Source organism: Sphingobacterium sp. Mn56C, from assembly GCF_049319645.1.
GTDB lineage: Bacteria > Bacteroidota > Bacteroidia > Sphingobacteriales > Sphingobacteriaceae > Sphingobacterium.
In genome coordinates this window covers 138712-163081 of sequence record NZ_JBMOUC010000002.1, presented here as the reverse complement: position 1 = coordinate 163081, position 24370 = coordinate 138712, and the positions used below count along the sequence as shown (strand labels likewise).

14 protein-coding genes are annotated in these 24370 nt (G+C 38.6%); 11 read left to right on the top strand and 3 right to left on the bottom strand.

All coding sequences use genetic code 11. The features are described from left to right. The first annotated feature begins 81 nt into the window (after positions 1 to 81). From ACL9RF_RS08060 to ACL9RF_RS08010, 11 genes are all read left to right on the top strand, one after another. On the top strand, positions 82 to 1287 hold the full coding sequence (locus tag ACL9RF_RS08060; RefSeq protein ID WP_422800111.1) for a FecR family protein: 1206 nt from the start codon (positions 82 to 84) through the stop codon (positions 1285 to 1287). A gap of 158 nt (positions 1288 to 1445) precedes the next feature. After that, a complete protein-coding gene (locus ACL9RF_RS08055) occupies positions 1446 to 5066 on the top strand; it encodes a SusC/RagA family TonB-linked outer membrane protein (RefSeq protein WP_422800110.1) in 3621 nt (1206 codons plus the stop codon). A gap of 11 nt (positions 5067 to 5077) precedes the next feature. Further along, a complete protein-coding gene (locus tag ACL9RF_RS08050; RefSeq protein ID WP_422800109.1) occupies positions 5078 to 6523 on the top strand; it encodes a RagB/SusD family nutrient uptake outer membrane protein in 1446 nt (481 codons plus the stop codon). A gap of 8 nt (positions 6524 to 6531) precedes the next feature. Further along, positions 6532 to 7413 (top strand): putative zinc-binding metallopeptidase, encoded by an 882-nt coding sequence (locus tag ACL9RF_RS08045; protein WP_422800108.1) that lies wholly within the window; start codon positions 6532 to 6534, stop codon positions 7411 to 7413. 124 nt (positions 7414 to 7537) lie between these two features. Next, on the top strand, positions 7538 to 8431 hold the full coding sequence (locus tag ACL9RF_RS08040; RefSeq protein ID WP_422800107.1) for a DUF4302 domain-containing protein: 894 nt from the start codon (positions 7538 to 7540) through the stop codon (positions 8429 to 8431). 49 nt (positions 8432 to 8480) lie between these two features. Continuing rightward, positions 8481 to 9296, top strand: coding sequence for a hypothetical protein (locus tag ACL9RF_RS08035; protein WP_422800106.1), 816 nt, complete (start codon positions 8481 to 8483; stop codon positions 9294 to 9296). Between the two features lie 70 nt (positions 9297 to 9366). Beyond that, entirely contained in the window at positions 9367 to 10026 is a 660-nt protein-coding gene (locus tag ACL9RF_RS08030) for an HAD family hydrolase (RefSeq protein ID WP_422800105.1), read from the top strand. A 763-nt stretch (positions 10027 to 10789) separates the two neighbouring features. After that, positions 10790 to 13918, top strand: coding sequence for a SusC/RagA family TonB-linked outer membrane protein (locus ACL9RF_RS08025; protein ID WP_422800104.1), 3129 nt, complete (start codon positions 10790 to 10792; stop codon positions 13916 to 13918). A gap of 11 nt (positions 13919 to 13929) precedes the next feature. Continuing rightward, complete coding sequence (locus tag ACL9RF_RS08020; RefSeq protein ID WP_422800103.1) at positions 13930 to 15501, top strand: RagB/SusD family nutrient uptake outer membrane protein; 1572 nt, start codon at positions 13930 to 13932, stop codon at positions 15499 to 15501. A gap of 569 nt (positions 15502 to 16070) precedes the next feature. After that, positions 16071 to 19061 (top strand): SusC/RagA family TonB-linked outer membrane protein, encoded by a 2991-nt coding sequence (locus ACL9RF_RS08015; RefSeq protein ID WP_422800102.1) that lies wholly within the window; start codon positions 16071 to 16073, stop codon positions 19059 to 19061. Positions 19062 to 19083: 22 nt separating this feature from the next. After that, positions 19084 to 20706: a RagB/SusD family nutrient uptake outer membrane protein gene (locus ACL9RF_RS08010; protein ID WP_422800101.1), complete on the top strand. Its 1623-nt coding sequence runs from the start codon at positions 19084 to 19086 to the stop codon at positions 20704 to 20706. Between the two features lie 97 nt (positions 20707 to 20803). Here the strand turns inward: ACL9RF_RS08010 and nrdF are convergent, their stop codons facing one another. From nrdF to nrdI, 3 genes are all read right to left on the bottom strand, one after another. Next, positions 20804 to 21787: a class 1b ribonucleoside-diphosphate reductase subunit beta gene (gene nrdF / locus ACL9RF_RS08005; protein ID WP_422800100.1), complete on the bottom strand. Its 984-nt coding sequence runs from the start codon at positions 21785 to 21787 to the stop codon at positions 20804 to 20806. Positions 21788 to 21860: 73 nt separating this feature from the next. Next, positions 21861 to 23966 (bottom strand): class 1b ribonucleoside-diphosphate reductase subunit alpha, encoded by a 2106-nt coding sequence (nrdE, locus tag ACL9RF_RS08000; protein WP_422800099.1) that lies wholly within the window; start codon positions 23964 to 23966, stop codon positions 21861 to 21863. Continuing rightward, positions 23926 to 24333 carry a class Ib ribonucleoside-diphosphate reductase assembly flavoprotein NrdI gene (gene nrdI / locus ACL9RF_RS07995; protein ID WP_422800098.1) on the bottom strand — a complete coding sequence of 136 codons (408 nt, stop codon included), beginning with the start codon at positions 24331 to 24333 and terminating at the stop codon, positions 23926 to 23928. Before nrdI ends, nrdE begins: the two co-directional genes overlap by 41 nt. Between the last annotated feature and the right edge of the window lie 37 nt (positions 24334 to 24370).

The window sequence follows — 24370 nt, the reverse complement described above, 5'->3', positions numbered from 1 at the left end:
TTCAATTTTCCAATAGTGAATTTTTCTTCTTCATACGTATTATAGTTTAAAAGGGTTCTAAAATACCCCTAACCCCTAATTATGGATTATATACGTATAAAATATCTGTTATCAGGATATCTAGATAATAAGTTGAGCCCTTTAGAACTTGAAGAGTTGGCGACATACATAAATAGGCTTTCTAATGTAGATATACAGCATATAATGGATGAAATAGATACGCCATCGCATATAGAACTCTCAGAGCCTGATACAGATCTAAGTACTAGAATAAACCGGGTGTACAGCAGGTTAAAAATAGATATAGACGCAATTTCTGAGGTAGACTTTAAGGCCGTAGAAAAAACGAAATCTTCAACGAAGCGGCATGTAGTTCGGCTGGCAGCAGTGGCTGCCGTAGCCTGTATAATTATGCTTGGCGCTGGGCTACTATGGATAGACTATAGGACTAAAAATACGAGTAAAGGCGATTTTACGACTGCTGTAGAGGATGTAAATCCGGCTTATGCAAATGCGGTTATTGCATTAGAAAATGGCGATAAAATCCAGATCGACACTTCAAAGGTTGGTTTATTGTATAATAAAAATGGTCTTAAAGTTTTCCAAAATGCCGATGGCGAAATTAGATATGAAAATAGCGACTCTTCTTTAGCGGAGGAGTCTTATGTAACGCTTATCACCCCAAAAGGAGGTTTTAAAAAGATTAAACTCTCGGATGGAACAGAAGTGGAACTGAATGCTGCCTCGTCCTTACGGTATCCTTTAACCTTTAAGCATAAAAAACGGGATGTGTATTTAGAGGGAGAGGCCTATTTTGATGTGCATCCTGACAAGGAAAGTCCGTTTCGTGTAATATCAGACAAACAAACCATCGAAGTGCTGGGAACCTCCTTTAATGTAATAAGCAGTAGCACGCAGGCGAAAACAACGCTGTTGGAGGGTAAAGTAAAGATTCTTGTAGCTAATAAATCGTATATGCTGAACCCTGGAGAGCAGGCCGTTGTAAAAGATGATGTGGTGATAAACGAAGTTAAGGTTGCTGAGGAAGTGGCCTGGAAAAATGACCAGTTTATTTTTGACAATAGCAATTTTATCGAGGTTCTCAAACAGATTGAAAACTGGTATAATGTTCAGCTAATTTTTCCATCTGCAGAAATAAAAAATGTAAAAATGTCGGGGCGTGTATCCCGAAGTGTTAAGCTCTCGGAGTTATTGAAGGTAATCGAATTAAATTCTACGTATAAATTTAAAATTGAAGGAAGGAGGGTTCTGGTCATACAATACTAAGTTTAAATGAAATCAGCATGAATAATACTGGAGGTGTTGGCGCACCCCCAGTGGATGGTTCTAAATCCAATTGACTAACTATTAAATTTTTAACCTGTACAAATATACAAATAGTTCACGAATACTAATTTGTATCCCTTTGTACCTAACTAAGTATTATGAAACATAGAAAGGGTAGGAGGCCTTATGAAATCTTTTCAGATCGCATAAGGAATCGACTAAGCTATTCAACACTTTTAGCGATGAAACTAAGCTCCATTATGGTCTTCGTATTTTGCCTCCAAGCTACAGCTTCAAGTTTTGGGCAGAATGTAAAGTTGGAATTGAGGAACCAACGCCTGGATGTTGCCTTAAAGGAGATTCAAAAGCAAACAGGCTATAGCTTTTTATTAAATTCAAGTTATTTAAAAGACGCTAATCTTGTTAATGTTGTTGCAAACAATGTGGGTTTAATTAAGGTTTTGGATCAAATTTTTGTCAATCAGCCATTTAATTATATTATTTCCAATAATATAATAACCGTAAATCCTGCTACTAAACTTATAGATGCTACGGTTCAGCAGCAGATAACAGGCCGCGTTGTGGATAATTTGGGGAATCCTATAGCTGGTGTAACGGTGATCGAAGAGGGTACCAAAAATGTAACCGCTACAAATGAAACCGGCAGGTTTACCCTTACCCCTACAAAAGCTGATGCTATACTAAAATTTACACTTGTCGGGCAACGATCGGTATCGAAAGCTGCCACAGCCAATATGATCGTAACAATGGTATTGGATGATAAGGATATTGATGAGGTTATTATTACGGGGTATCAGAAAATCGATAAGTCTAAGTTTACAGGTTCTGTGAGTCAGGTGGATATTAAAAATATCGATCGCTCTGGTTCTGTTGATGTATCCCGGATGTTGCAGGGGGCTGCCGCCGGTGTTAGCGTGCAAAATACCTCGGGAACTTTTGGTGCTACTCCAAAAATCCGTATCCGCGGTAACTCTTCTATATCTGCAAATCAAGAACCTTTGTATGTTATCAATGGGGTGCCCATTACTTCGCCTTCAAACGTTGCCGTAAATCAGCTTTATAGTGGCGATCCGGCATCGGTTTTAAGTTCTGCAATTGCCGGCCTTAATGCGCAGGATATTGCCGATATACAGATATTAAAGGATGGAGCGGCTACGGCGCTTTATGGTACCCGTGCGGCCAATGGTGTGATCTCGATTACAACGAAGAGAGGTGCTTTTAACAGTAGAAATATAAACCTTAGTTCGGCAATTTCTTATGGTATAAAGCCCAATGTGAACCAATTTAACTTAATGAATTCCAATCAGGAAATGCAGTTGTATAAGGAGATGTATGACAGAGGTTACCTATCGAATGCGAATTGGCCTTTCTCTACAGGTGCATTTACGGAAACGTATAAACAACTTGCCCTCCGTAATTATACCTTGGGCGATGCATATGCCGAATTAAACAGATCGGCCCGTGCCAACACCGATTGGTTTGATGTGCTATTCCGAAATAATGTCTTGCAAGAACATAGTTTATCGCTTTCGGGTGGTGGAGATAAAAATACCTATTATGTTTCGGGTAGTTATACGAAGGATGATGGCCAAGCTATAGGTTTCGGTATGGAGCGTTTTACCAGTGATGTGCGCACGACTTTTAATTTAACGTCTAGGCTTACTTTGGACGTTAACTTAAACTGGAATTATCGTAGTCAAAAAACTCCGGGAACGCATAATTCTACAACAAGCTACTCCGATATAAACCGTGAGTTTGAGATTAATCCTTTTATATATGCCATGACAACTAGTCGCGCCATGTATCCTTATAACCCCGATGGTTCGTATAAATATTATACCGAGAATTTGGCGCCTTTTAATATTGCAGAAGAGCTAAAGGAGAATTTTAATGATATTCGGGCGCAGGAAATACGGGCAATGGTAAAACCAACCTTTAAAATCTTAAAAAACCTAACCTACGACGGTACGTTTGCTATACGTAAAAATAACAACTCTCAGGAGCATACCATTACCGAGCGCTCTAATGTGGCAAATGCTTACCGTGTTGATTATAATGATGTTTTAAGAAGGCAAAATCCATATCTATACCAAGATCCGGCAGATCCGTTGGGCTACCGGCAGTCGTACTTGCCCGAAGGTGGATTTTTGATAAATCGAAGTAGTTGGCAATCGTATTGGAATGTACGTAATCAGTTGCTATTCAACGATAAATTTGGAGATCATAAAATCGATGCTTTGGTCGGTAGTGAAATAGAAGAGGTGTATATCGATCGATCGTACAATAAAGCTACGGGGTATCTGTATTATGGTGGAAAAATTATTTCGCCAAGTCGCTTAGCAATGATCCGTTCGGTGAATATGGATGATCGTACTTATATAAGCTCTTTTCAAAGAAAACGTAGTGTCGGTTTTTACGCGAGTTTACAGTATGCGTTGAAAGATAAATATAGTTTTGAAATGAGTGGCCGTATGGATGGTAGCAATATGTTTGGGAGGATGACGCGTTCAAAGTTCTTACCCAACTATAGTGCCGGTGTTGCCTGGAATATTAATCGCGAGGCCTTTTTTATGGCCTTGGATCCTGCCGGGGTCGTGAATAATCTTAAAGTAAGAGCCAGTTATGCGTTGCGCGGAAATAGTTTTGAGACTTCGCCGATGCGCGATGCGAATTATATCAACCTTACGCGTTTAGACGCTGTAAATAACAGTAAAGGAATTTCCATTTCCTCCCCTGAACTGTATAATTTGAATTGGGAGAAAGATTATATTACCAATATTGGGTTAGACCTGGGCTTGTTTCAAAGGATAACTTTTGCTGCGGAGTATTATTCAAGAAAACAGAAAGATTTGGTTATACCGTTTAATGTGTCCAACGAGGAGGGCTTTACTTCTAAAACCATCAACTTTGGTACCATGTCTAATAAGGGGGTGGATATTACCTTTGGAATCCGGAATTTATTGAATAAAAAAGATTTTTTATGGGATGTAAATCTTATTTATGGCTATGTTAAAAACAGACTTTTATCTGGAGAGTTGCAGTCGGCTTTGCTAACACAGCTAACGCGAAATGTAGGTTACCCTATTGAGGGGTATCCAATGGAGTCTTTATTTGCTTTTCGCTATGCTGGTTTGGATCAGACCGGACAGCCTACATTTTGGGATGGCGACCAACGCATTAATGGTTTAGTATCCAACGAGAGAAATAGAAACCTGGTGCAATACATGGGTTCCAGACAGCCTTTGGGTACGGGGTCTATTGCCAACTCTTTCCAGTATAAGGGCGTAGAACTTCGTGTGTTTTTGACATATGCATATGGGCACAAGGTTTTCACACAACCTGTTGCGATGCGTAGTTACGATGACTCTGGCGCCAAATCTGCTGATTTAAATTATAGGTGGCAGACCATTGGCGATGAGGCTTATACCGATATCCCGGGCTTAATAAGTACTATTCAACGGGTGCATTTAGGCTCCTTAAGTAATATTGATGATGTAGCCTATAATCGAAGTGATTTTAGAGTGGCCAATGCAAGTAGCCTACGTATTAACGAGATATTGATCGGCTATGATATTGGTAGCTTTTTAAGAAAATCTGTTCCTGCGGTGAAAAATGGACGGATTATGCTCTCCGCAAATAATATTCATTATTGGGCGAGTGGTCGTTTGCGCGGTGTAGACCCTGAGCTCTATATTAATGGGGGTACTTCGATGCCGAATCCACGTTCGTATTCCTTCAGGTTAATTTTAGGATTTTAAAAAGAGAAATAATGAAAAAGCAACTTTTTATCATAGTACTACTTTGTCTTGTAATCTTCTCTTCTTGTTCCAAGTTTTTAGACGCTTCATATGACAATCGTATCGAACTTAAGAGTGTGGAAGATTTGGAGGGCGTTATTGTTAATGCTTACCCTATGCGGGCCGATATGTTTACGGAAATTATGACGGACAATTATCATCATTATGCGAGTGCCATGCAGGCAAGTTTGATTGCAACCTATGTTCCTATGTATCTTTGGGAAGATAATTACTCGGAAGCGATTACAACGGCTACTCCGGCGCATGCATATTCGCATTATTACCGTAAAATATATGAGGCCAATACTGTTATTGAAGAAATAGATAAGGCCTCTGGTTCTGTAGCCAAGAAAAATGCCCTTTTGGGGGAGGCTTTAATTTTGAGGGCTTACAATTATTTTAGTTTAGTGAACTTGTTTGGCTTGCATTACAAGGAGGCCGATAATGCCAAAAACTTAGGCGTTCCTTTAATCTTGGAAGTTCCTAAAGAGAATAGACCCGTTTTTAACAGGGCTACTGTAAAGGAGGTTTACGATCAGATTGATAAGGACTTAAATGCTGGTTTAGCGCTGTTTAAGGAGAATGAAAGCCAATTGTCTCGTAGTCCTTATCGTTTTACTAGCGCCAGCTTGTATGCCTTTTTATCTAGGGTAAATTTGTATAAAAGTAATTGGGATGATGCTGTTAAATATTCCGATTTAGTAGTCTCCGAAAAGGGGACGGTGGTACGTAAATTATCGGAGGATCTTGCTCGTAAGGTAAATACGACAGAAGCTTATTTTGCACAAGAGATTATGAACCCGACAATTCATGCTAATTTATTATTGGTAAATCAAACAAATATCTTCCTTTGTCGGCCTTTTGGTTTCCGTTTAGCTGGGTTTTATTTGGCGCATGATGTTTATTACGATACCCCCAACAATGATCGCAGAGGAGAGTTATTTTTCAGTGGTGGAACGGTGATTGATAGCATTGCTCTGGTCGTGAAATATGCAAACCAGCCCAACAATCCAAATGCTTCACAGGCACGATACGATTGTTTTACTATGGAGGAGGTTTTGTTGAACCGCGCAGAAGCAAACCTTAGAAAAGCAAACCCTGATATTGCCAAAGCTATGGCAGATATCGAGGCCATACGTAAAGAACGTATTGTGCCGTATACGGCGTTGCCCGTTCCTACATCGGTAGAGGCAGCATTGAACATCGTTCTTAAAGAACGTAAGGCAGAACTTATCGGACAAGGGATGCGGTGGTATGATATAAAACGTCTGGGCCTGCGTATTGAGCATCGTAAGGTGCGTACCTCAGCACAGCCCGATGCGGTGTTGTTGCCTAATGACCTTCGAACAGCAATTCAAATACCTTTAGCCGCTAGAAGAGGAAACCCTTTGCTAGAGAATCAATTAAACCCTAGATAATGGATGTTATGAAAAAATTACTATACTTGGTTCTTTGCCTTTTTTTGGTTAGTTGTGTGAAAGACAATAACCCTTTAGGTGAGATTGATGAAAATACAGATTACTTTTCTAAACGAACGATAAAGCCGAAGGCTGAATGGAATGCATTGGATTATCTTTGCGATACCATCCAACGTGAATTTGGTGTGGAGATAATTTATGAATATACCCCTCGTATTATTTCTGGCAACACGTTTTTTATGCCTCCACAATACGATAAGGCATTGCCTTATACGCGTACAATGTTGTATAAGATGTGGCTGCAACCGCTGAAGCAGTCTTTTCCAAAATTCTTTAATACGGAAACGCCAATTGAATTTATTTTGGCGGGTGGTTTTATACACTTCAATGACCCTACTTTAACGGCCACTGCTGCGGGCGCCGGAATGAATGCGCAGTTTTACCGTTTGGGTATGGGGGGCGTAAATAATTATTCCACAAATAAAACTTGGTTGCAAAGTCATTTGGTAACGTTGTACCATGAACATGCCCATCAAATTGATCATAAATATGGCCGTGGAGATACGTACGACCGTATTTCTCAAGGGAAGTATTATGGCTTAGCGGGCTATAGAATAAATCCGAAAACGGGTCTGGAACGTACGGATGCCGAGTCTCAGGCGGATGGATTCTTTAAATCCTATGGTGGGTATGCGCCAGAGGAAGACTGGGCAACGAGTGTGGAATATATGGTGCGCTATCCTGAATCAACCATTAAAACCTTTGTGGCTCGAAGTGTGGATTTAGATAAAAAATATAGAATCGTCTATCAAAGGTATTTAGATATGGGTGTGGACTTGCATAAACTGCAGGGGGTTGTTGATTCTGTGGTGTTTAAGGTTAACTATTAATATTATGGATATGATGACTAATTATATAAAATCTGCGTTCCTGTTATTCTTTTTTTCCTTGTTTTTGACTTCCTGTGAAAAGGATAATGTTGCTAACAGTTATATAGATAATAATCCAGAGCGCATGGATAAAATAATAGCGGATTTAAAGAAGACGATGGTATCCGCAGAACATGGTTGGGTAATGATGGTGAAAACGGGTTTAAACGCTGATGTTTATACACCCATTGTTTTGGAGTTTGATACGTTGAGCAATAAGGTGCATATCACTACGGTTTATGGTGTTAAGGATGAGGTGGATGACTTTTTTCGGATTACTAAGGGTACAGGCTCCCCTCAGTTGATCTTTACAACTGGTTCTATTATGACGACCTTGTATCGTATAGGAACGCAAGCATCGGATATTACCGATCATATGTACAATGTACGTAGTGTATCGGAAAATGAAATTGAAATTCAGCCTTACCGGAGTGGGAAAGTGTATGCGAAGGAGGGGGGAGAAATTTATAAATTATTTAAACGCCCGGCAGATTGGACTTGGGCGGATAGTACTCAAATTTTCGATTGGACAAATCCTGAGTTTACCAATAATTTGGATAATGTGGAGGGCGAAATGACATTGGAGTACTTAAAAACGAATACAACTGTTACGAAAAATTGGCGTTTTTGGAGTTTGCCTAATCCAACCATTTATAGAATCCGTGATCCTTTTTCTGTCTCGTATAATATTGGAACCGGGGGCTTTAAACCTATGGACTATTTTCGTGTAACAGGGGAGGTGACAAATAATGTGAGTACCGTGGTAACGAACGGGTATAATGCGATTTCCTTCTATCCGATTCCGTATAATACTTCAACCAATCAGGCGGTTATTGCTCTGGGTAATACCCTTAAAACGCATTACCTGGTCTTCAAAAACCAAACGCGAAATGGTCGCCATGTTAAATTGGAGTTCGAGGCTTACGATAAGGACGGAAAGGTTATTGTAAAAGCCTTTTACGATAATAAACGCAATTAATTTTAGGTTTTAGGAAGGGGAGCTTATTCCCTTCCTTTTTAAGAGGTGTATGTATAGGATTTTTGGTTTTTATTTGCTGCTGTTGCTAATGGCCTGTGGCTCTACTAAGGAGGATAAGGCTAAAGTTTATTTTTCTGTCCAAAATTTGGCTATTGATTCCGTCGGGTTCAGGCTTTTACATTATATGGACGGCAAGGAGTTATTCGATACGCTGGTTAGTACGAAAGATCAACTTATCTTACCTGCATTACACGAGGATATGTACCTTGCTGTGTTGTATTGGCCGAGAACGTATATTCCACATGCTTTAATCAAAAATAAACTTTTTAACCTCGAGGAGGGCGACGATTATACCCTTACTAAGGCTTTTTACCTGGCACCGAAGGAAAAATTAAATTATACGTTCTATTTAGATTCGCCTTACCCTATAGCGGATATAGAAATACAACATATTAAAGCTATAAAAGTGGATACGGTGGGTTGTGAATCTTGCCGGGTAGCGGAGTTGTTCTGGGATAGGTATAATGCTTTTTTTTCTCGGAAAGATACATTGATTAGGACGGAAGATTTGAATTTTTATGCTGCCGTAGAAAATAAACATCCGGATGCATTGGCGAGATTTAAAACGATTGATTCTATTCGTAAAACGGTATGGATAGATTCTGTTTTTAATAGGCAGTTTGCTGGCTTGGTAAATGCGTATGCAACAAATAAGGCGACTTCTTTTTTTGTTTTTTATCAATTGTATACCGAACGGGATTTCCCGAAGTATAAAACGTTGTTTCATTCCTTATCGGGTGATGCTAAAAATGCTAAGTATTATGTTTTTTCGGATAAGGAATATCGTAAGCAAGCCAAGCGTTAAAAATATATTAATTTTTTTTCTTATCCAGCTCTACTTTATCAGTTATTAGGCAAAATGGCTACCTTTAGGTATGCAAAAAATTAATGCCGTACTTTTTGACCTCGATGGTACATTAATAGATTCTGAATCTTACTACTATGCTGGATGGCAGCCTATCCTAAAAGAAAATTATAACCTCGATATTACGTTTAACGATTGGTTGGATTATTTTGCCGGACATACTTTTTTGGCTAATATCGAGGTTTTGAAAAATCACTATGGCTTATCCGTGGATGAACATTTTATGGATAAAGCTGTTGCTGATTATTATGCTTTAACATCCATGACGCGTCTTGGTCTGATGCCTTTTGCGGAGGAGGCTTTAGCGCATTTTAAAGCTTTAGGAACGCGTATTGGTCTAGTAACCTCTTCTTATCGCAGCACAGTAGATACTGTTTTAGGGGGCTATGGACTGCTGGACAATTTTGAGTTTTTCGTAACCCGCGAAAAGGTTTTTTATGCTAAACCGAATCCGGAACCTTATTTGCTTGCAACGGATTTATTGCAGCTTCCCAAAGAAGAAATAATCGTTGTTGAAGATACCATTACCGGGGCTACGGCAGCCAAAGCTGCTGGTTTATACTGTTATGGTATTAGCCAACATGCCGTTGAACGCGAACGTCTGGTTAAAAAAGTTGATCAACTGTATTTTTCATTAGCGGAACTTATCGCTGCTACTGTAACCGCATAAATAAATTCCATCATTTGTTGTTAAAAGACCGCAATAGATTTGTTGTGTTGTGGTCTTTTAATTTCTTGTGGCTTAAACTGTTGCTTTAAGCTGTCTGCTAGGCTTCGTTGCTATATTCCTACTTATATGCTCAGCATTTCATGTTCACGTAGAAAGAGGATATGCTGTTGTACATTACCTTCTCGGATATTTTATAACCTTTAATTCAAAATTCAACATTTTAAATTCTAATACTAGTACAATATGCTGTAACCCTTTTATTGCTATAAGTTAGTAATTGTAGGTTGTTTATACTTGTTTCTTTACTTACTCGTTTTCAGGCGTCAACGTGTTTAACTATTAAAAGGAAGAATTTTTCTTTTATCAATTGTGTAGTTGTTACATAAACCAACTCAAATGGTATCAGCCCATTTGTCGCTTTGAAAGGGATGGATGTGATACTGCTCAAAGGTTACATCTTTATGATATGACTTGTGTTTTTTACGTTAAAACCTGTGTTTTTTTATGGTCTGTGCATAATCTATACGCGCTGTTTTTTATTTATTTAACGGCATTTGTTTTTTTTAATAATGGGCTTATAATTTGTTTGTTATCAATCGTTTACTGTTGATTTAACATTATTTCACATTTTTCTTGCTAAAACGTATTAAATTATCTTACTTAGTGATTAATAACTAATTATAAACCAAAATCGGACGATAAACAATTCACCTCTCCGCTTCTGTGTTGATACTAACTAAAACTTTTTTAAACAAAACTAGCTATGTGGAACACTAACAAATTTCATTTTGTGAAAGGTAAGTGCTGGATTATTCCGCTTACCCTATTAGCTACCTGTTATGGAACTGCCTTTGCAAGTAATCCGGTTTCCGGAATGTCCTTATCCAAGGAGCTTGTTAAACAGCAATCTATTTCGGGTACTGTAACGGATGCTGTATCAGGGCAACCTATCTCCGGAGTTACCATCACGGTAAAAGGTACCAATGAATCGGTACAAACGGATAACACTGGACGCTATTCCATCGAAGCCCGTGTTGGACAAACGCTTGTAGCTAATTTTTTAGGTTATAAACGCCAGGAATTAACGGTCGGATCGGGTTCGGTAAATTTTTCGCTTAGTACTGAACAAGAGAATTTGGATGAGGTAGTTGTCGTAGGCTATGGTACGATGCGGAAGTCTGACGTTACCGGTTCTATAGCGCTGGTAAAAGGTAGCGATATGATTAAAAATCAAAGTTTCTCGGCTTTGGAGAACCTACGTGGTAAGGCTGCGGGTGTAAATATCTACTCCAACTCGGGACAGCCGGGTGCGTATGGCAGTAAGGTGGTTATTCGTGGAGCAGCAACGGTAATTGCATCTTCAAACCCTTTGTATATTGTGGATGGCGTTGCCATGGAGAATTTTAATTTAATGAATCCTAATGATATTGAGGATATTCAGGTATTAAAAGATGCCTCCTCGGCAGCAATATATGGTGCTCGAGGTGCCAATGGTGTAATCATTGTAACAACAAAGCGTGGCGGTAAGGGAGGGGGCACCAACGTAAGTTATTTAGGTTCTGCAGGTGTTAGCTCTGTACAGCGTTATATGGATTTGTTATCCGGACAACAATGGGTTGATGCCTTTATGATTGGCTTGTCTAATGAAAATAAATACCAGGATAAAGCCTGGTCGCTCGACAAAAAAGATTGGTTTAACGATCCAAACTATTTTGATAGCAATGGCAACCCTTTGTATAATACGGATTGGCAAAGAGAGGCAACACGTACTGCGTTCTCGCATAATCATCAATTAAATATTCAGCAGGGTGGTGAAAACTCCTCGGTAGGTGCTTTCTTGAATTATACCGATCAGCAAGGGGTGGCGAATAATATGTTTAGTAAGCGTGTCAACGGTAAATTAGCTTACGATGCAAAACCAAAAACTTGGTTGTCTACAGCGGTCAATTTAAGTGTGAATCATACTTGGGCAAATTTTACGCCTGAGGATGGTGGCGGACAGGATGCTCGCCGAACTATGATTGAAATGTTGCCTTGGTTGCCTGTTTATGAACCTAACACGGATGTATTTACCAACTCTTCCTCTTCAACAGTGTCTGGTAAGCTGGGTTTTGAGGGGATGGCTAATCCCGTTTCAATTTTGGATTTACAAAAAAGAATGCGTTATACTACTCAAATCTTTGGAAATGCGGCGCTCACATTTCATTTAGCTGATGGTTTGGATTTAAAAACCCAGTTTGGGGTTGATCATCAACGGAGGGATAATAAAGCATATTCATCGATAACGTTAAATAATATCTCAAGACCGCGTGGTTGGGCAGAGTTAAATTATGAGAATATCTATTATTGGCAAGAGGAAACCTATTTAACGTATAATAAAATCTTCGATAAACACCGTATTAATGCGATGGCGGGTTTATCGTGGCAAGAACGTATACGGAATTACTCATCGGCCAGAACGGAGGGTTTTGATACGGATTTCTATGAATGGAATAATATGAATGCCGGAACGCTACCTTCTTCACCGGGGTCGAGTTATGAGCGCTGGGGGATGAACTCGTATTTTATGCGTGGCGCTTATACTTACAATGATCGCTATTCGCTTACGGTAACAGGGAGATATGATGGTTCATCTAAATTTGGTAAAAACAATAAATACGCTTTTTTCCCTTCCGTTGGTTTAGCATGGAATGTGGGTAATGAAGACTTTTTTAAGGGTAGTGAAGTATGGAGTAACTTAAAAATACATACTAGTTATGGTAAAACCGGTAACTCCGAAATAGGAACGTATAGGGCATTAGGTAATGTGACTGCAGGAACTATACTATTGGATGGTAAACGTGCTGGTTTCTCGTATATTAACAACATGCCGAATCCTGATTTAAAATGGGAAACTTCTAAGCAGTATGATTTTGGTGTAGAGTTTGGTTTATTTAATAATCGTTTAAATTTTGATGTATCCTTCTATAACAAAAAAACGGTTGATTTATTGAATGAAGCTCCTTTACCTAGAACAACAGGATATGCATTTGTTGTCAAAAATATTGGCGCTATGCAGAACCGTGGTGTAGAGATGTTAATAAATGCGTATCCAGTTCGAAATGAAAACTTTACTTGGAGTACAATCTTAAATGCTTCTTATAACAAAAATAAAATTTTAGCCTTAGGGGATAATAATGAGGATATCCAGCGTTTATGGTGGGTTGGTGGTCCAAATCAGGTGCTTCGCGTAGGTGAAAATGCAAATAGTTTCTATGGTTACATTCGAGAGGGTATTTATACCATTGAAGATTTTGAAGCTGGTATTATTACCAAGGAGAATGTTGGTCGACCAAAACGTTCTGCAGATCGACATATTTTAGGTAAAGGAACTCCAGATTGGACGGGTAGTTTTATTAATACGTTAAATTATAAAAACTTTGATTTAACGGTAGATCTACAGTTTGTGTATGGTGTAGAAACTATGCAACAGTTTTATCATTCTACCTATGACCGCTTTGGTATAACAAATGGATTAGTAGAGATTTTGACGGATGCTTATAACGGCAATAATCCCAATACTATGCAACAAGCAATATACTTAAGTAATACCGGGCATGCGGGGCAGAATACTTATGTAGATTCATCCTGGGTGGTTGATGGTTCTTTTTTACGGGTAAACTTACTACAATTAGGTTATACTTTAAAACCAGAGTTTATGAAATCTCTACGTTTAGGGAGTGCTCGACTATTTGCTTCAGCAAGTAATCCTTGGTTATTAACGTCCAAAGCATTTAAAGGTTATGACCCGGAGAGTTCCTCACAAATCGAAGATAACTTTGGGCAGAATATAACCTTTTTCTCCTACCCCCGTGCAAAGACATTCACCTTTGGTGTAAATATTAACTTTTAGTCACAAGTATCATGAAAAAACATAAAAAATTACTATATATTTTAGTGATAGCTGGGATGTTTTCAGCTACATCTTGTACCAAATTTTTAGAGGAAAGTCCGCGGTCTGGTGTTACGAAAGATTCTTATTACAGGACCGAAGAACAGGCCATCGCACAGGTAAATGCTTTATACCGGCGTGGTGCTCCGCAAAGATATGCCTTGGCGGGATCTGCATATCTTGGGCCTACAGCTTCTATAAATACCATGTTGACCGGTTATTTTACCAATAGTTACGAAGGGCAGGAGTTGGTCTGTATGTATGCGAGGCAACTTAATCGGCAACAACATGTGAGTATGGTTTCGGGTACCATGAATGGGGTTTGGGATCAAGCGTATGAAGCCATTAATATTGCCAATGCGGGTATTAAGTATATTCCACAAATTAACATGAAGGCAGACCTTAGAAAGACCTTAGTTGCAGAAACAAAATTCTTCCGCGCATTTAATTATTTCTACCTGGTAAAAACATTTGGTGCTGTACCTTTGATCACAGAGCCCTATGAAAGTTTGGATAATCTTTATCCGGAGCGGATAGAAACGGTTAAAGTTTATGAACTTATAGAGGCAGATTTGAAGGAGGCGTTGGATGTCCTACCAGCTACACTTTTTAAAGAGAACGGGCATCGTATTACGAAGTATGGGGCAGCTATGGTCTTAGCGAATGTGTATTTGCAACAAGGGAAAAGTGCTGAAGCAGCGGCTACTGCAAAAATAGTTATCAACTCTCCACATAAAATGACGGTTAATGTAAATCTGGAAATGGAGTCTGCTTATAATACTTTGCGCAAAACGGATGATTTAGACGAGGTAATATATGCGCAAGAATATGACGCTACGGTCAATAATAGTGGGGCTTGGCCTACCTATGCATTTAATGCCTCCGCTACGGCAATTTTTAACAAGTATTCCATCTTTGAACGTGTTTTCGGTCCGACAAAACAATTTTTAAACGTATACGCAGCTGATGATTTACGAATTCAGCCCAATCAATTTTTCCATTGGGAATATACTTTGCCCAGTGATCCGACAAAGAAATGGTCGTCGGATATGGCTGGAGTATGGTATTATTTTGATGAAAATGCAACCTTAAATACAGGTGTAGGTACAAAAGACTGGAATTTCTATCGGTATCCTGAGGCTTTATTGATTGCTGCGGAGGGAATTGCGGCATCGACTGGCGTTACGGCTGAAGCAGCGGGCTATTTAGCTCAAGTGCGTGCTAGAGCAAGCACGACCGGAAAGACGGTGGCCAATTATACGACTGCGTTAATGGCTTTGAGTAGGGAAAAATTTATTGAAGAGGTGTGGAACGAAAAATTACGCGAGTTTCCATTGGAATTTAAGATGTGGGATGATATTATACGTACAAAAAAGTTTCCGGTAATATCAAATAGCATTAAAGGAGATATTCGGTATGTTGATCTTATTGGTGCACAAAATGGCTCGGGTGCTACCTTTAAAGAGTCGGATCTGTTGTGGCCGATTTCTATTGACGAATTACAAAGAAACCCTGCATTAGGAGGTAATAATCCGGGGTATTAATTCGTATTATTTTATGCTTTGCTTAGGGCTGTCCACAAAATGGGCAGCCTTTTTTGTCATCCTGTTTTTGGGCTATATGGTATCCTTTTATACTTTAAATAATACTTTATCAGGAATTTAGTTGTTATTTAATCTTTTTACAGCCCCCTTAGGCTTAGTTTATCTGCAATGCCACTGATTTTGCTTCCGTTTTTATTAATCTATTCGTTATCCATAGTTAGTATTTATTTTTCCTTTAAAAATGCATGCTAAATCGTATAAATAGTTACAAAAGTTGAATTTCCCATATAATTTTTACATTCTTTTTTTATTTTTTAAATAGTTGTAATCTAAGGTATTATGCGGATATTGTTAATTTTCGTTAAAAAATTGTAGGCTATTAACTTGCTAAATCGATTAAAATAAAGTTATTTAGTAAAGTTGTAATTGACACTAATATAAACCATTATGATTTTTTTGTTTTAGTGCTCAAAAGATTACACCCATAAACCTTCTATTTAAGAAAAATTAGCACACAACTAACAACTAACTAAATAATAAACATGTGGAACACTAACACACTAAAATGTATGAAGGGGAAGCTCTGGATTCTTCCGCTTTCACTTTTGGCTACAAGTTATGGTTATGCACACAGCAGTAAACATCATTTTGAAAGTTTTCATGCTACGGTTCTAGCCAACCAACAATCTGTAACAGGGCAGGTTAAAGATGCAAACACTGGGGAGCCTTTGGTAGGCGTAACAATTGCGGTCAAAGGAGAGAACAAAGCCGTACAAACGGATGCAAACGGTAAGTTTAATTTGGCCGTACAAAATGGCCAGATTTTACGGATAACCTATTTAGGTTATGTAACACAGGAGGTTACTGTAAAACAAGGTAGTATCCAAATTGCTTTGGTATCCGAAGATGCAGCTTTAGAAGAAGTGGTGGTAGTCGGGTATGGTACACAGAAGAAAAGCGAAATTACCTCTGCCGTTGCCTCTGTCAAAGAGAAAGATTTTAACCAGGGTGGTATGCGTAGTCCTTTAGATCTCGTACAAGGTAAAGTGGCGGGTCTAAATATTACACGAACTCAAGGTAGTAACCCAAATTCAGGAACAAGTATCCAGTTGCGTGGAATTTCGTCCATCAGCGGCTCAACATCGCCTCTAGTTGTTATTGATGGTATACCAGGTGGTAACCTTGATTTGTTAAAACAAGGGGATATTGAAACCATTGATGTATTGAAAGATGGTTCTGCTGCAGCTATTTATGGTACACGTGCAAATGGTGGGGTAATCTTGATAACGACAAAAAAAGGAAAATCAGGAAGTTCAACATTTGATTATATGACTTACGGACAACGTGAATTCGTAGGTAAAAGACCTCAAATGCTATCTGCCGACCGTTTTCGTGAATTAGTGGTTAAGGGATTAGATAGACCTGACTTGGACTTTGGCGCATCTACCGATTTATATAATGAAGTAATCGATAAAAATAATTTTTCGCATTTTCATAATTTTAGTGCTTCCGGTGGAGGAGAAAAATCCACGTATAGAGCATCCATTAACTATGAAGATGCAAATGGTATAGCCAAGCAAAATGGGAGAAAACAATTTGGAGGTCGTTTAAATCTTACTCAAACAGGTTTGAAAGATAGGTTGACATTGAGTACAAATATTGCGGCAAATTTTAATAAGTCGAACTTATTAGGAGGAAAAACGGAATACTTTGAACAAGCGATACAACGAAATCCGACGGCACCTATTTATAACTCAGATGGTACCTTTTTCCAAACACAGGGATGGAATAATTTTAACCCTATGGATCGTCTTGCCAATCGTATCGATGAAAGAGACCAGCAAACATTCTCTGGGGATGCAAGTTTGCGTTTAAAAATCATAGATCAACTTTCGGTAAAAGCTTTTGGTTCTTATGTAAGAGATAACTGGAACGATAGACAATATAGATCTACCAAAGATTGGGATCAACGTTTAAATACAGATTATCAGGGTATGGGGTATGCATTTAAACGTAACGAGTTATCGTGGACAAAAACGTTTGAGTCGACTATCGATTATAACCAAACCTTTAATGATGTGCATAAGGTAACCGGTTTATTAGGTTATAGTTACCAGTATAGTACATATGAAAATTTTCAATTGTCGAATAATGGTTTTACAACCGACGCCACATTGGACTGGAACATGGGATCTGGTACAGCGATTAATAACACCAAATTACCGAGACCAGGATTAGGGTCATTTAAAGAAGATAATACCTTGGTCGCGTTTTTTGGACGGGTTAATTATGCCTTCGCCGATAAATATTTCGCAACCGCAATTTTACGTCGTGAAGGATCATCTCGATTTGGTTCAAATAATAAATGGGGAAATTTCCCTGCGATTTCTGCAGGATGGAATATTAGTAGAGAAGAATTTTTTACTAAGAATAACATCGTTAATGATTTGAAATTGAGAGTAGGATATGGCGTTACTGGTAATCAAGGATTCCCTAATTATCAATCTTTAATACTTTTAGGAACAGGTGGGGTTTATCCAATTGATGGGGTTTATTTTCAAACCTATGGGTTAAATAGAAATCCTAATCCAAATTTACAATGGGAGCAAAAAGCTGAAACTAATATTGGTTTAGACTTCAGTCTTTTCAATAGTCGTATATCAGGATCATTGGATGTTTACAAACGTAATACGTCTAATTTATTATTCCAATATCAAACCCAGCAACCTGCATTTGTAACTTCTGATATTTGGTATAATGTTGGAGAAATATCGAATAAAGGGGTTGAATTAACATTAGCAGCAACAGCTTATCAGCGTGGTGATTTTAAATGGGACATTCAGTTTGCAGGAAATTATCAGAAGAATAAAATTGTAAAATTATCTAATGACACTTTTAAAAGTAGTTGGATAACTTCCGGTGAACTACCAACTCCAGGAGCTTTAGGTGATGCAATTCGTGTAGAAGAGGGAGGGGAAATTGGTAATTTCTATGGCAAAAGATTCGCTGGTTTTAATGAGTCTGGAGAATGGTTGTTTTACAAGGCTGATGGTAGTAAGGGAAAAGCAACTGAAATGAACGAGAATGATTTAGGTATTATTGGAAATGGTGTGCCAAAGTATCAAGCATCGCTTTCTAATAGGTTTTATTACAAAGGATTTGATTTAACTGTGTTTTTACGAGGTAAGTTTAAATATGATATTTTAAATACAGGAGACATGTTCTTTGGAAATAAAAAATGGTTACCCAATAATGTCTTCGAAAGTGCTTTCGGTAAAAATGATAAGTTAGACGACAGTCCACAGTATTCGAATTATTACTTAGAGAATGGCTCATTTGTGAAATTAGATAACGTTACTTTAGGCTATACCTTTAAATTAAAAAATGATTATATCCGTAATCTAAATATTTATGTATCTGGAAGAAATTTAGCGGTCATTACTAAATATTCAGGTTTGGATCCAGAATTAAAAGATACTGGTTTTGACTCAGGCATTGATTCCAGAAGTTTTTACCCTAGAACACGTTCTTGGGCTGTAGGTTTAAACGTGAGTTTTTAATTGGACATAATTTAAATATTAGATGATGAAAAATATTTTTAATGGTGGCGTTATAGCTGTCCTATGCTCCAGTTTGTTAATTGGGTGCACAAAATTAGATGAAAAAGTCTATTCTTCTATAGAATCGAAGAATTTTTATAATAATAAAAGAGAAGTCTACCAAGCAGCGCTGAGGCCTTATACACACATGCAAGCCTGGTTAGCTCCTACAGGGCAAAATGGTCATTTTTATCATTCTGAATTGGCTGCAGATCAATTAGCTTGGCCACAGAAAGGTAGACATGGCTATGATGGTGGGGATCACTTTCGCATGCATTACCACACCTGGACGGCTAATGAAGGAAGACAGCGTGATGCATGGCGATTGATGTGGCAAGGTGTAGGTTTTATTAATAACGCGATTTCGGATATTAGTAATGTCGATTTAGCCCGCCTAGGTATGAGTGTTGAAGAGCATGAAACCGTATTAGCCCAGCTGCGTGTATTACATGCCATGCATTATATAAAGTTGATGGATATGTGGGGTAATATTCCTATTGTCACCAAGGTTGCAGATCCTATTAATCCAGAAACAAAATCAAGAGCTGAGGTATTCGAATTTATCGAGAAACAACTAGTAGATAATGTAGAGAAATTACCTTTAACTTCTGCCCAAACTATTGGTCAGATTTCGAAGAGTACAGGTTATGCTATTTTGGCCGAATTGTATTTGAATGCTGAAAAGTGGTCTGGGAAAGCAAGGTGGGATGATTGTATTGCTGCTTGCGATAAGATTATTTCCGGACAAGGCGGAGGAATTGGTGGAGCACCTAAGTTGGCGAACGATATTAATTCATTATTTAGTAATACTAATGATGCAAATCCGGAATCCCTTTTCCAATTTCAGTTTAGTAGAAAAGGGGGCTTTACCTTTGAATGGGGAGGTTTCTTTATGGGTTATGATAATATAAAGGATGCTTTAAAAGTATCGTATGGAGGCTGGAATTCCTTCGTCGTAATCCCTACGGCTTTCGATGCTTTTGCTGAAAATGACCTTCGAAAAAAAGATTGGTTTTTATTTGGCCCTCAATACAAATATGGAACGGATATACCTATTTTAGGTACGGAGGAATACGAAGGAAAGCCTTTTGTTTATGTTAATTCTATTCGTAAGGAAAGTAAAGGCGACCTAACCTCAGAAGGCTCTATGGCTGATGGTGAAGAAAATTCGGGTGCTCGTTTTAATAAGTATAAATCAGGTACAACTGATGACCCTAACTACCAGGAAAATGACTATATTATTTACCGCTTAACGGAGATATATTTTAATAAAGCCGAGGCATTGATGCGTAAGAATGCTGGAAAAGCGACTACAGAAGCCGTTAATTTAATCAATGAATGCCGTAAGCGAGCCTTTAAAGATGAAGACTGGTCTAAAGCTCAATATACCACAGCCACCCTTACGATGGATGAGCTGTTAGCAGAACGTGGACGTGAGTTTATATTTGAAGGTAAGCGTCGTACAGATTTAATTCGCTTCGGCAAGTTTACTACAGCATCATGGTGGGATCATAAGGCCACAAATGATCCAAACAAAGAATTATTTGCTGTACCATACACACAGCTGAACTTAAATCCAAACCTGAAACAAAATCCAGGTTACTAATAAAACAGCTCTTGCTAGTACGTGCAAAAGCTATTCCGCAAAAAGGCTGTTTTCCATTTGGAAAACAGCCTTTTTTATACGGTTATAAAAACAAAGCTTAAATATCCACTACGGCATCAAGCTCAAAATCTTCATTTTTAAGGTGAACGATTTCCGTTGCCTTTTCGTAGTTTGTAGACTTTTTCGAGAAGAAGTCGTGCTGAGTAGTTTCGGTATTCAAACCATTTAATACAATAGGATTTACCTGTTTAACTTCAAAAATAGGTTCGAAACCCAAATTCATTAAGGCCTTATTTCCATTGTAACGCACATATTCTTTTACCTCAGCGGTAAGCCCAACCACAGTATACAGCTCCTCGGTATATTTGATTTCGTTTTCGTATAAATCGTTCAATAAGGTTAAGAAACGTTGCTTCACCGCCTCTTTATTCTGCAATCTGGCAAATACCTCTTGACCAATAAGCCCTACAAACACCCCATGGATAGACTCGTCGGCAACGATTTTTTTAATAATATCGGCCGAAGCGACCATCTGTCCCTGTCCGCATAACCATAAAGGCAAGAAGAAACCCGAGTAGAACAAGAAAGACTCTAAAAGTACAGAAGCACCTAAAGCCATAAACAATTCCTCGTCGGTAATATCTTCCTTGTCTATAGCGCGGTAGTAACTATCGATGGTTGCTGCCTTAGTTTGCAGGAATTTATTTTCCGATACCCAACCGAAAACATCGTTTATTTCATTGGTCGTAGATACCGTTGTAAAGATGGTGGAGTACGATTTGGCATGTATAGCCTCCATCATACACATATACGATAATACAGCTTTATTCTGTAAAGAGTCGATATGGTCAATAATTTTAGGCATGCCCGTATGGCTCTGTAAAGTATCCAACAAAGTTAAACCACCCAATGCCTTTTTATAACACTCCTTCATATCCCAGCTTAAGCCTTTCCAGCTATCGATATCTTTGGAAGGGATATATTCCGTATCGATCCAAAACTGGCGTATATTCTGTTCCCAGAACATCAACGCATAATCGTTGTCAGGCGTGTTCCAGTTTACTGCAGTAAATTGTTTCATTATAAGATTAATATTTTAGAAAAGAAATCAGGGCAAAATGTTTAAACGCTTTGCACCTTGCCCGATGATTCTTTTATGCCGAACAAGAAATACACTCTTCTATGGTCGACTTACGTGTACGTGTATAATATAAAGACTTCAATCCTAACTTATGCGCATAGATATAGTACTTGGCCAAGTCGCGCGTACTATCCTTCGAATTGGTATGTAAGATCGTCGAAACCCCTTGGTCAATATGACGCTGTACTACCGAGATAAGCTTCAATACCTTCATCTGATCCATATCGTAGGCCGATTTAAAGTAGAAGTAATTATCGTTTGTCAAATAAGGCATAGGGTAGTAGGTTGTACTATCGCCATATTCACGAACCTCAATAATATCTACGATGGGCATTACCGACGCAGTAGCGTTCATAATATACGATGTCGACTGGTTAGGTGCAATGGCCAAGCGATACGCATGGTAAATACCATTCTCCTGAACCAATGCCTTTAGGTTATTCCAATCTTCAATCGTAGGAATATAAACCCCCTCAAACAATTCTTTTACCTTATCCGATTTCGGTAAATAATCACGCGAAAGGTATTTGTCGAAGTACGTGCCGTCAGCATACGCCGATTTCTCGAAACCTACGAATGTACTACCCCGCTCTTTAGCGATTTCCATGGAAGCCTCTATAGAGTAGTAGTTCATCATCATAAAGAAGGTATTTGCAAAATCCAAGGCCTCATTAGATTCGTACATAATAAAGCTCTTTGCCAAGAAGCCATGTAAATTCATGGCACCTAAACCCACCGAATGTAACTCCCGATTTGCCTTTGCAATAGAAGGCACCATATCGATGTTGGTAATATCGGTTACAACAGTTAAAGCACGCATAGCCGTTTTTACCGTCTCTTTGATACGCTTGTTATCCATTACCGTAGCAATATTCAAGGATCCCAAGTTACAAGAGATGCCGTAACGGATGGTATCTTCTTGTCCGTAGATGGTAATATCCGACACCTCTGATACCTGCATAATTTCGGTACATAGGTTAGAAAACTTCACACGGCCAATACCATTTAAAGCATGTTCGCGGTTCGTATTCTCTTTAAAGAAAATATAAGGATAACCCGACTCCTTCTGTGTTTGTGCAATTTTCACCAATAAATGGCGGGCATTAATTTTTTTCTTCTTAACGTTTGGATTGGTAATTAGCTCATCGTACATAAGGTCCATATCCATTTCGTCCAAGTACTTACCATAGGCTTGCATTACCGTATGCGGGTAAATTAAATAGCAAGGTTCATCCTTTTCCGCCAGTTCCATAAACTTATCAGGAACAATAATCCCGATGGATAAAGACTTAATACGTACCTTTTCATCGACGTTGATTTTTTTACAGTCTAAAAACTCTTCGATATCCGAGTGAAAGATATTTAAGTATACTGCACCAGCTCCAGGGCGCTGTCCCAATTGGTTCGCATAGGAGAAAGTATCCTCCATAATTTTCATAATTGGAAGTACACCACCAGCGCGGCCTTCTACCCCCTTGATTGCTTCACCACGGGCACGGATTTTGGAAATATTAAACGACACACCACCACCAATAGAGGAAAGCTTCATCGCCGAGTCTACAGCATAACCAATACCATTTAAGTTGTCGCCAATTTCATCCAAGAAACACGATACCAGCTCGCCCGAACGTTTTTTTCCTGCATTTAAGAAAGTCGGTGTGGCCGGTTGATACTCCTGGTTTATCATGATCTCGGCATACTCTATCGCCTTTTGTACCCCCTCCGAGCGTGCTAAGAACAACGATACTGCCACCACACGGTCCTCATACCGTTCTAAAAATTTCTCTCCCGAGTCATCGCGCAGGGCATAACTCTGGAAGAATTTAAATGCCGCCATAAACGACTGAAAACGGAATTTTTTCGCGTATACAAAGTTGTATACCTCCTGCATCTCTTCAAAGGTGAACCATTGATAGAAATCGGTATAATAATTTTGCTCAATCAGATAATCAATTTTCTCTTTAAGCGTATAAAAGAACACCGTGTTCTTATTTACATACTCCAAGAAATAGGCGCGTACAGCTTCCTTATCCTTATGTAAGCTATACTCGTCATCATGTTTGATCATGATTTCGTTATTAAGCAATATCCAGTTTTTTACTACGTCGTTTGCTATCATAATATTGATTCTTAATTATTTCTATAAATTGATTAATATCTTCCATTGTTCCCGAGAGCTCAAATTTAAAAGCCAGCGGAATATCGTATGTAGCAGCAGTTTTATCCGCTGCGACGCCAAAATTTCTTCCCCAGTTGCGGTTTCCACTAGACGTTACCGAATACACTTTTCCGGGGTTATTTTTTAGAAACTCCTCCGTTAAGGCAGGTATTTGTCCGAAGTTGGTGGTAAACGTAACCAAATGGCCCGCCTCATCCACTATCATGTCTTTTTGTATGCGCTGTGCATTCCAACCGGTTATTTGTAACACCTTGTCAATAAAACGTTGTACGTTACCGGTTTTACTGTCGTAATATATCTGTATCATAATAGCTTAAGGGTTAAAAATTAAACGCAGCATACGA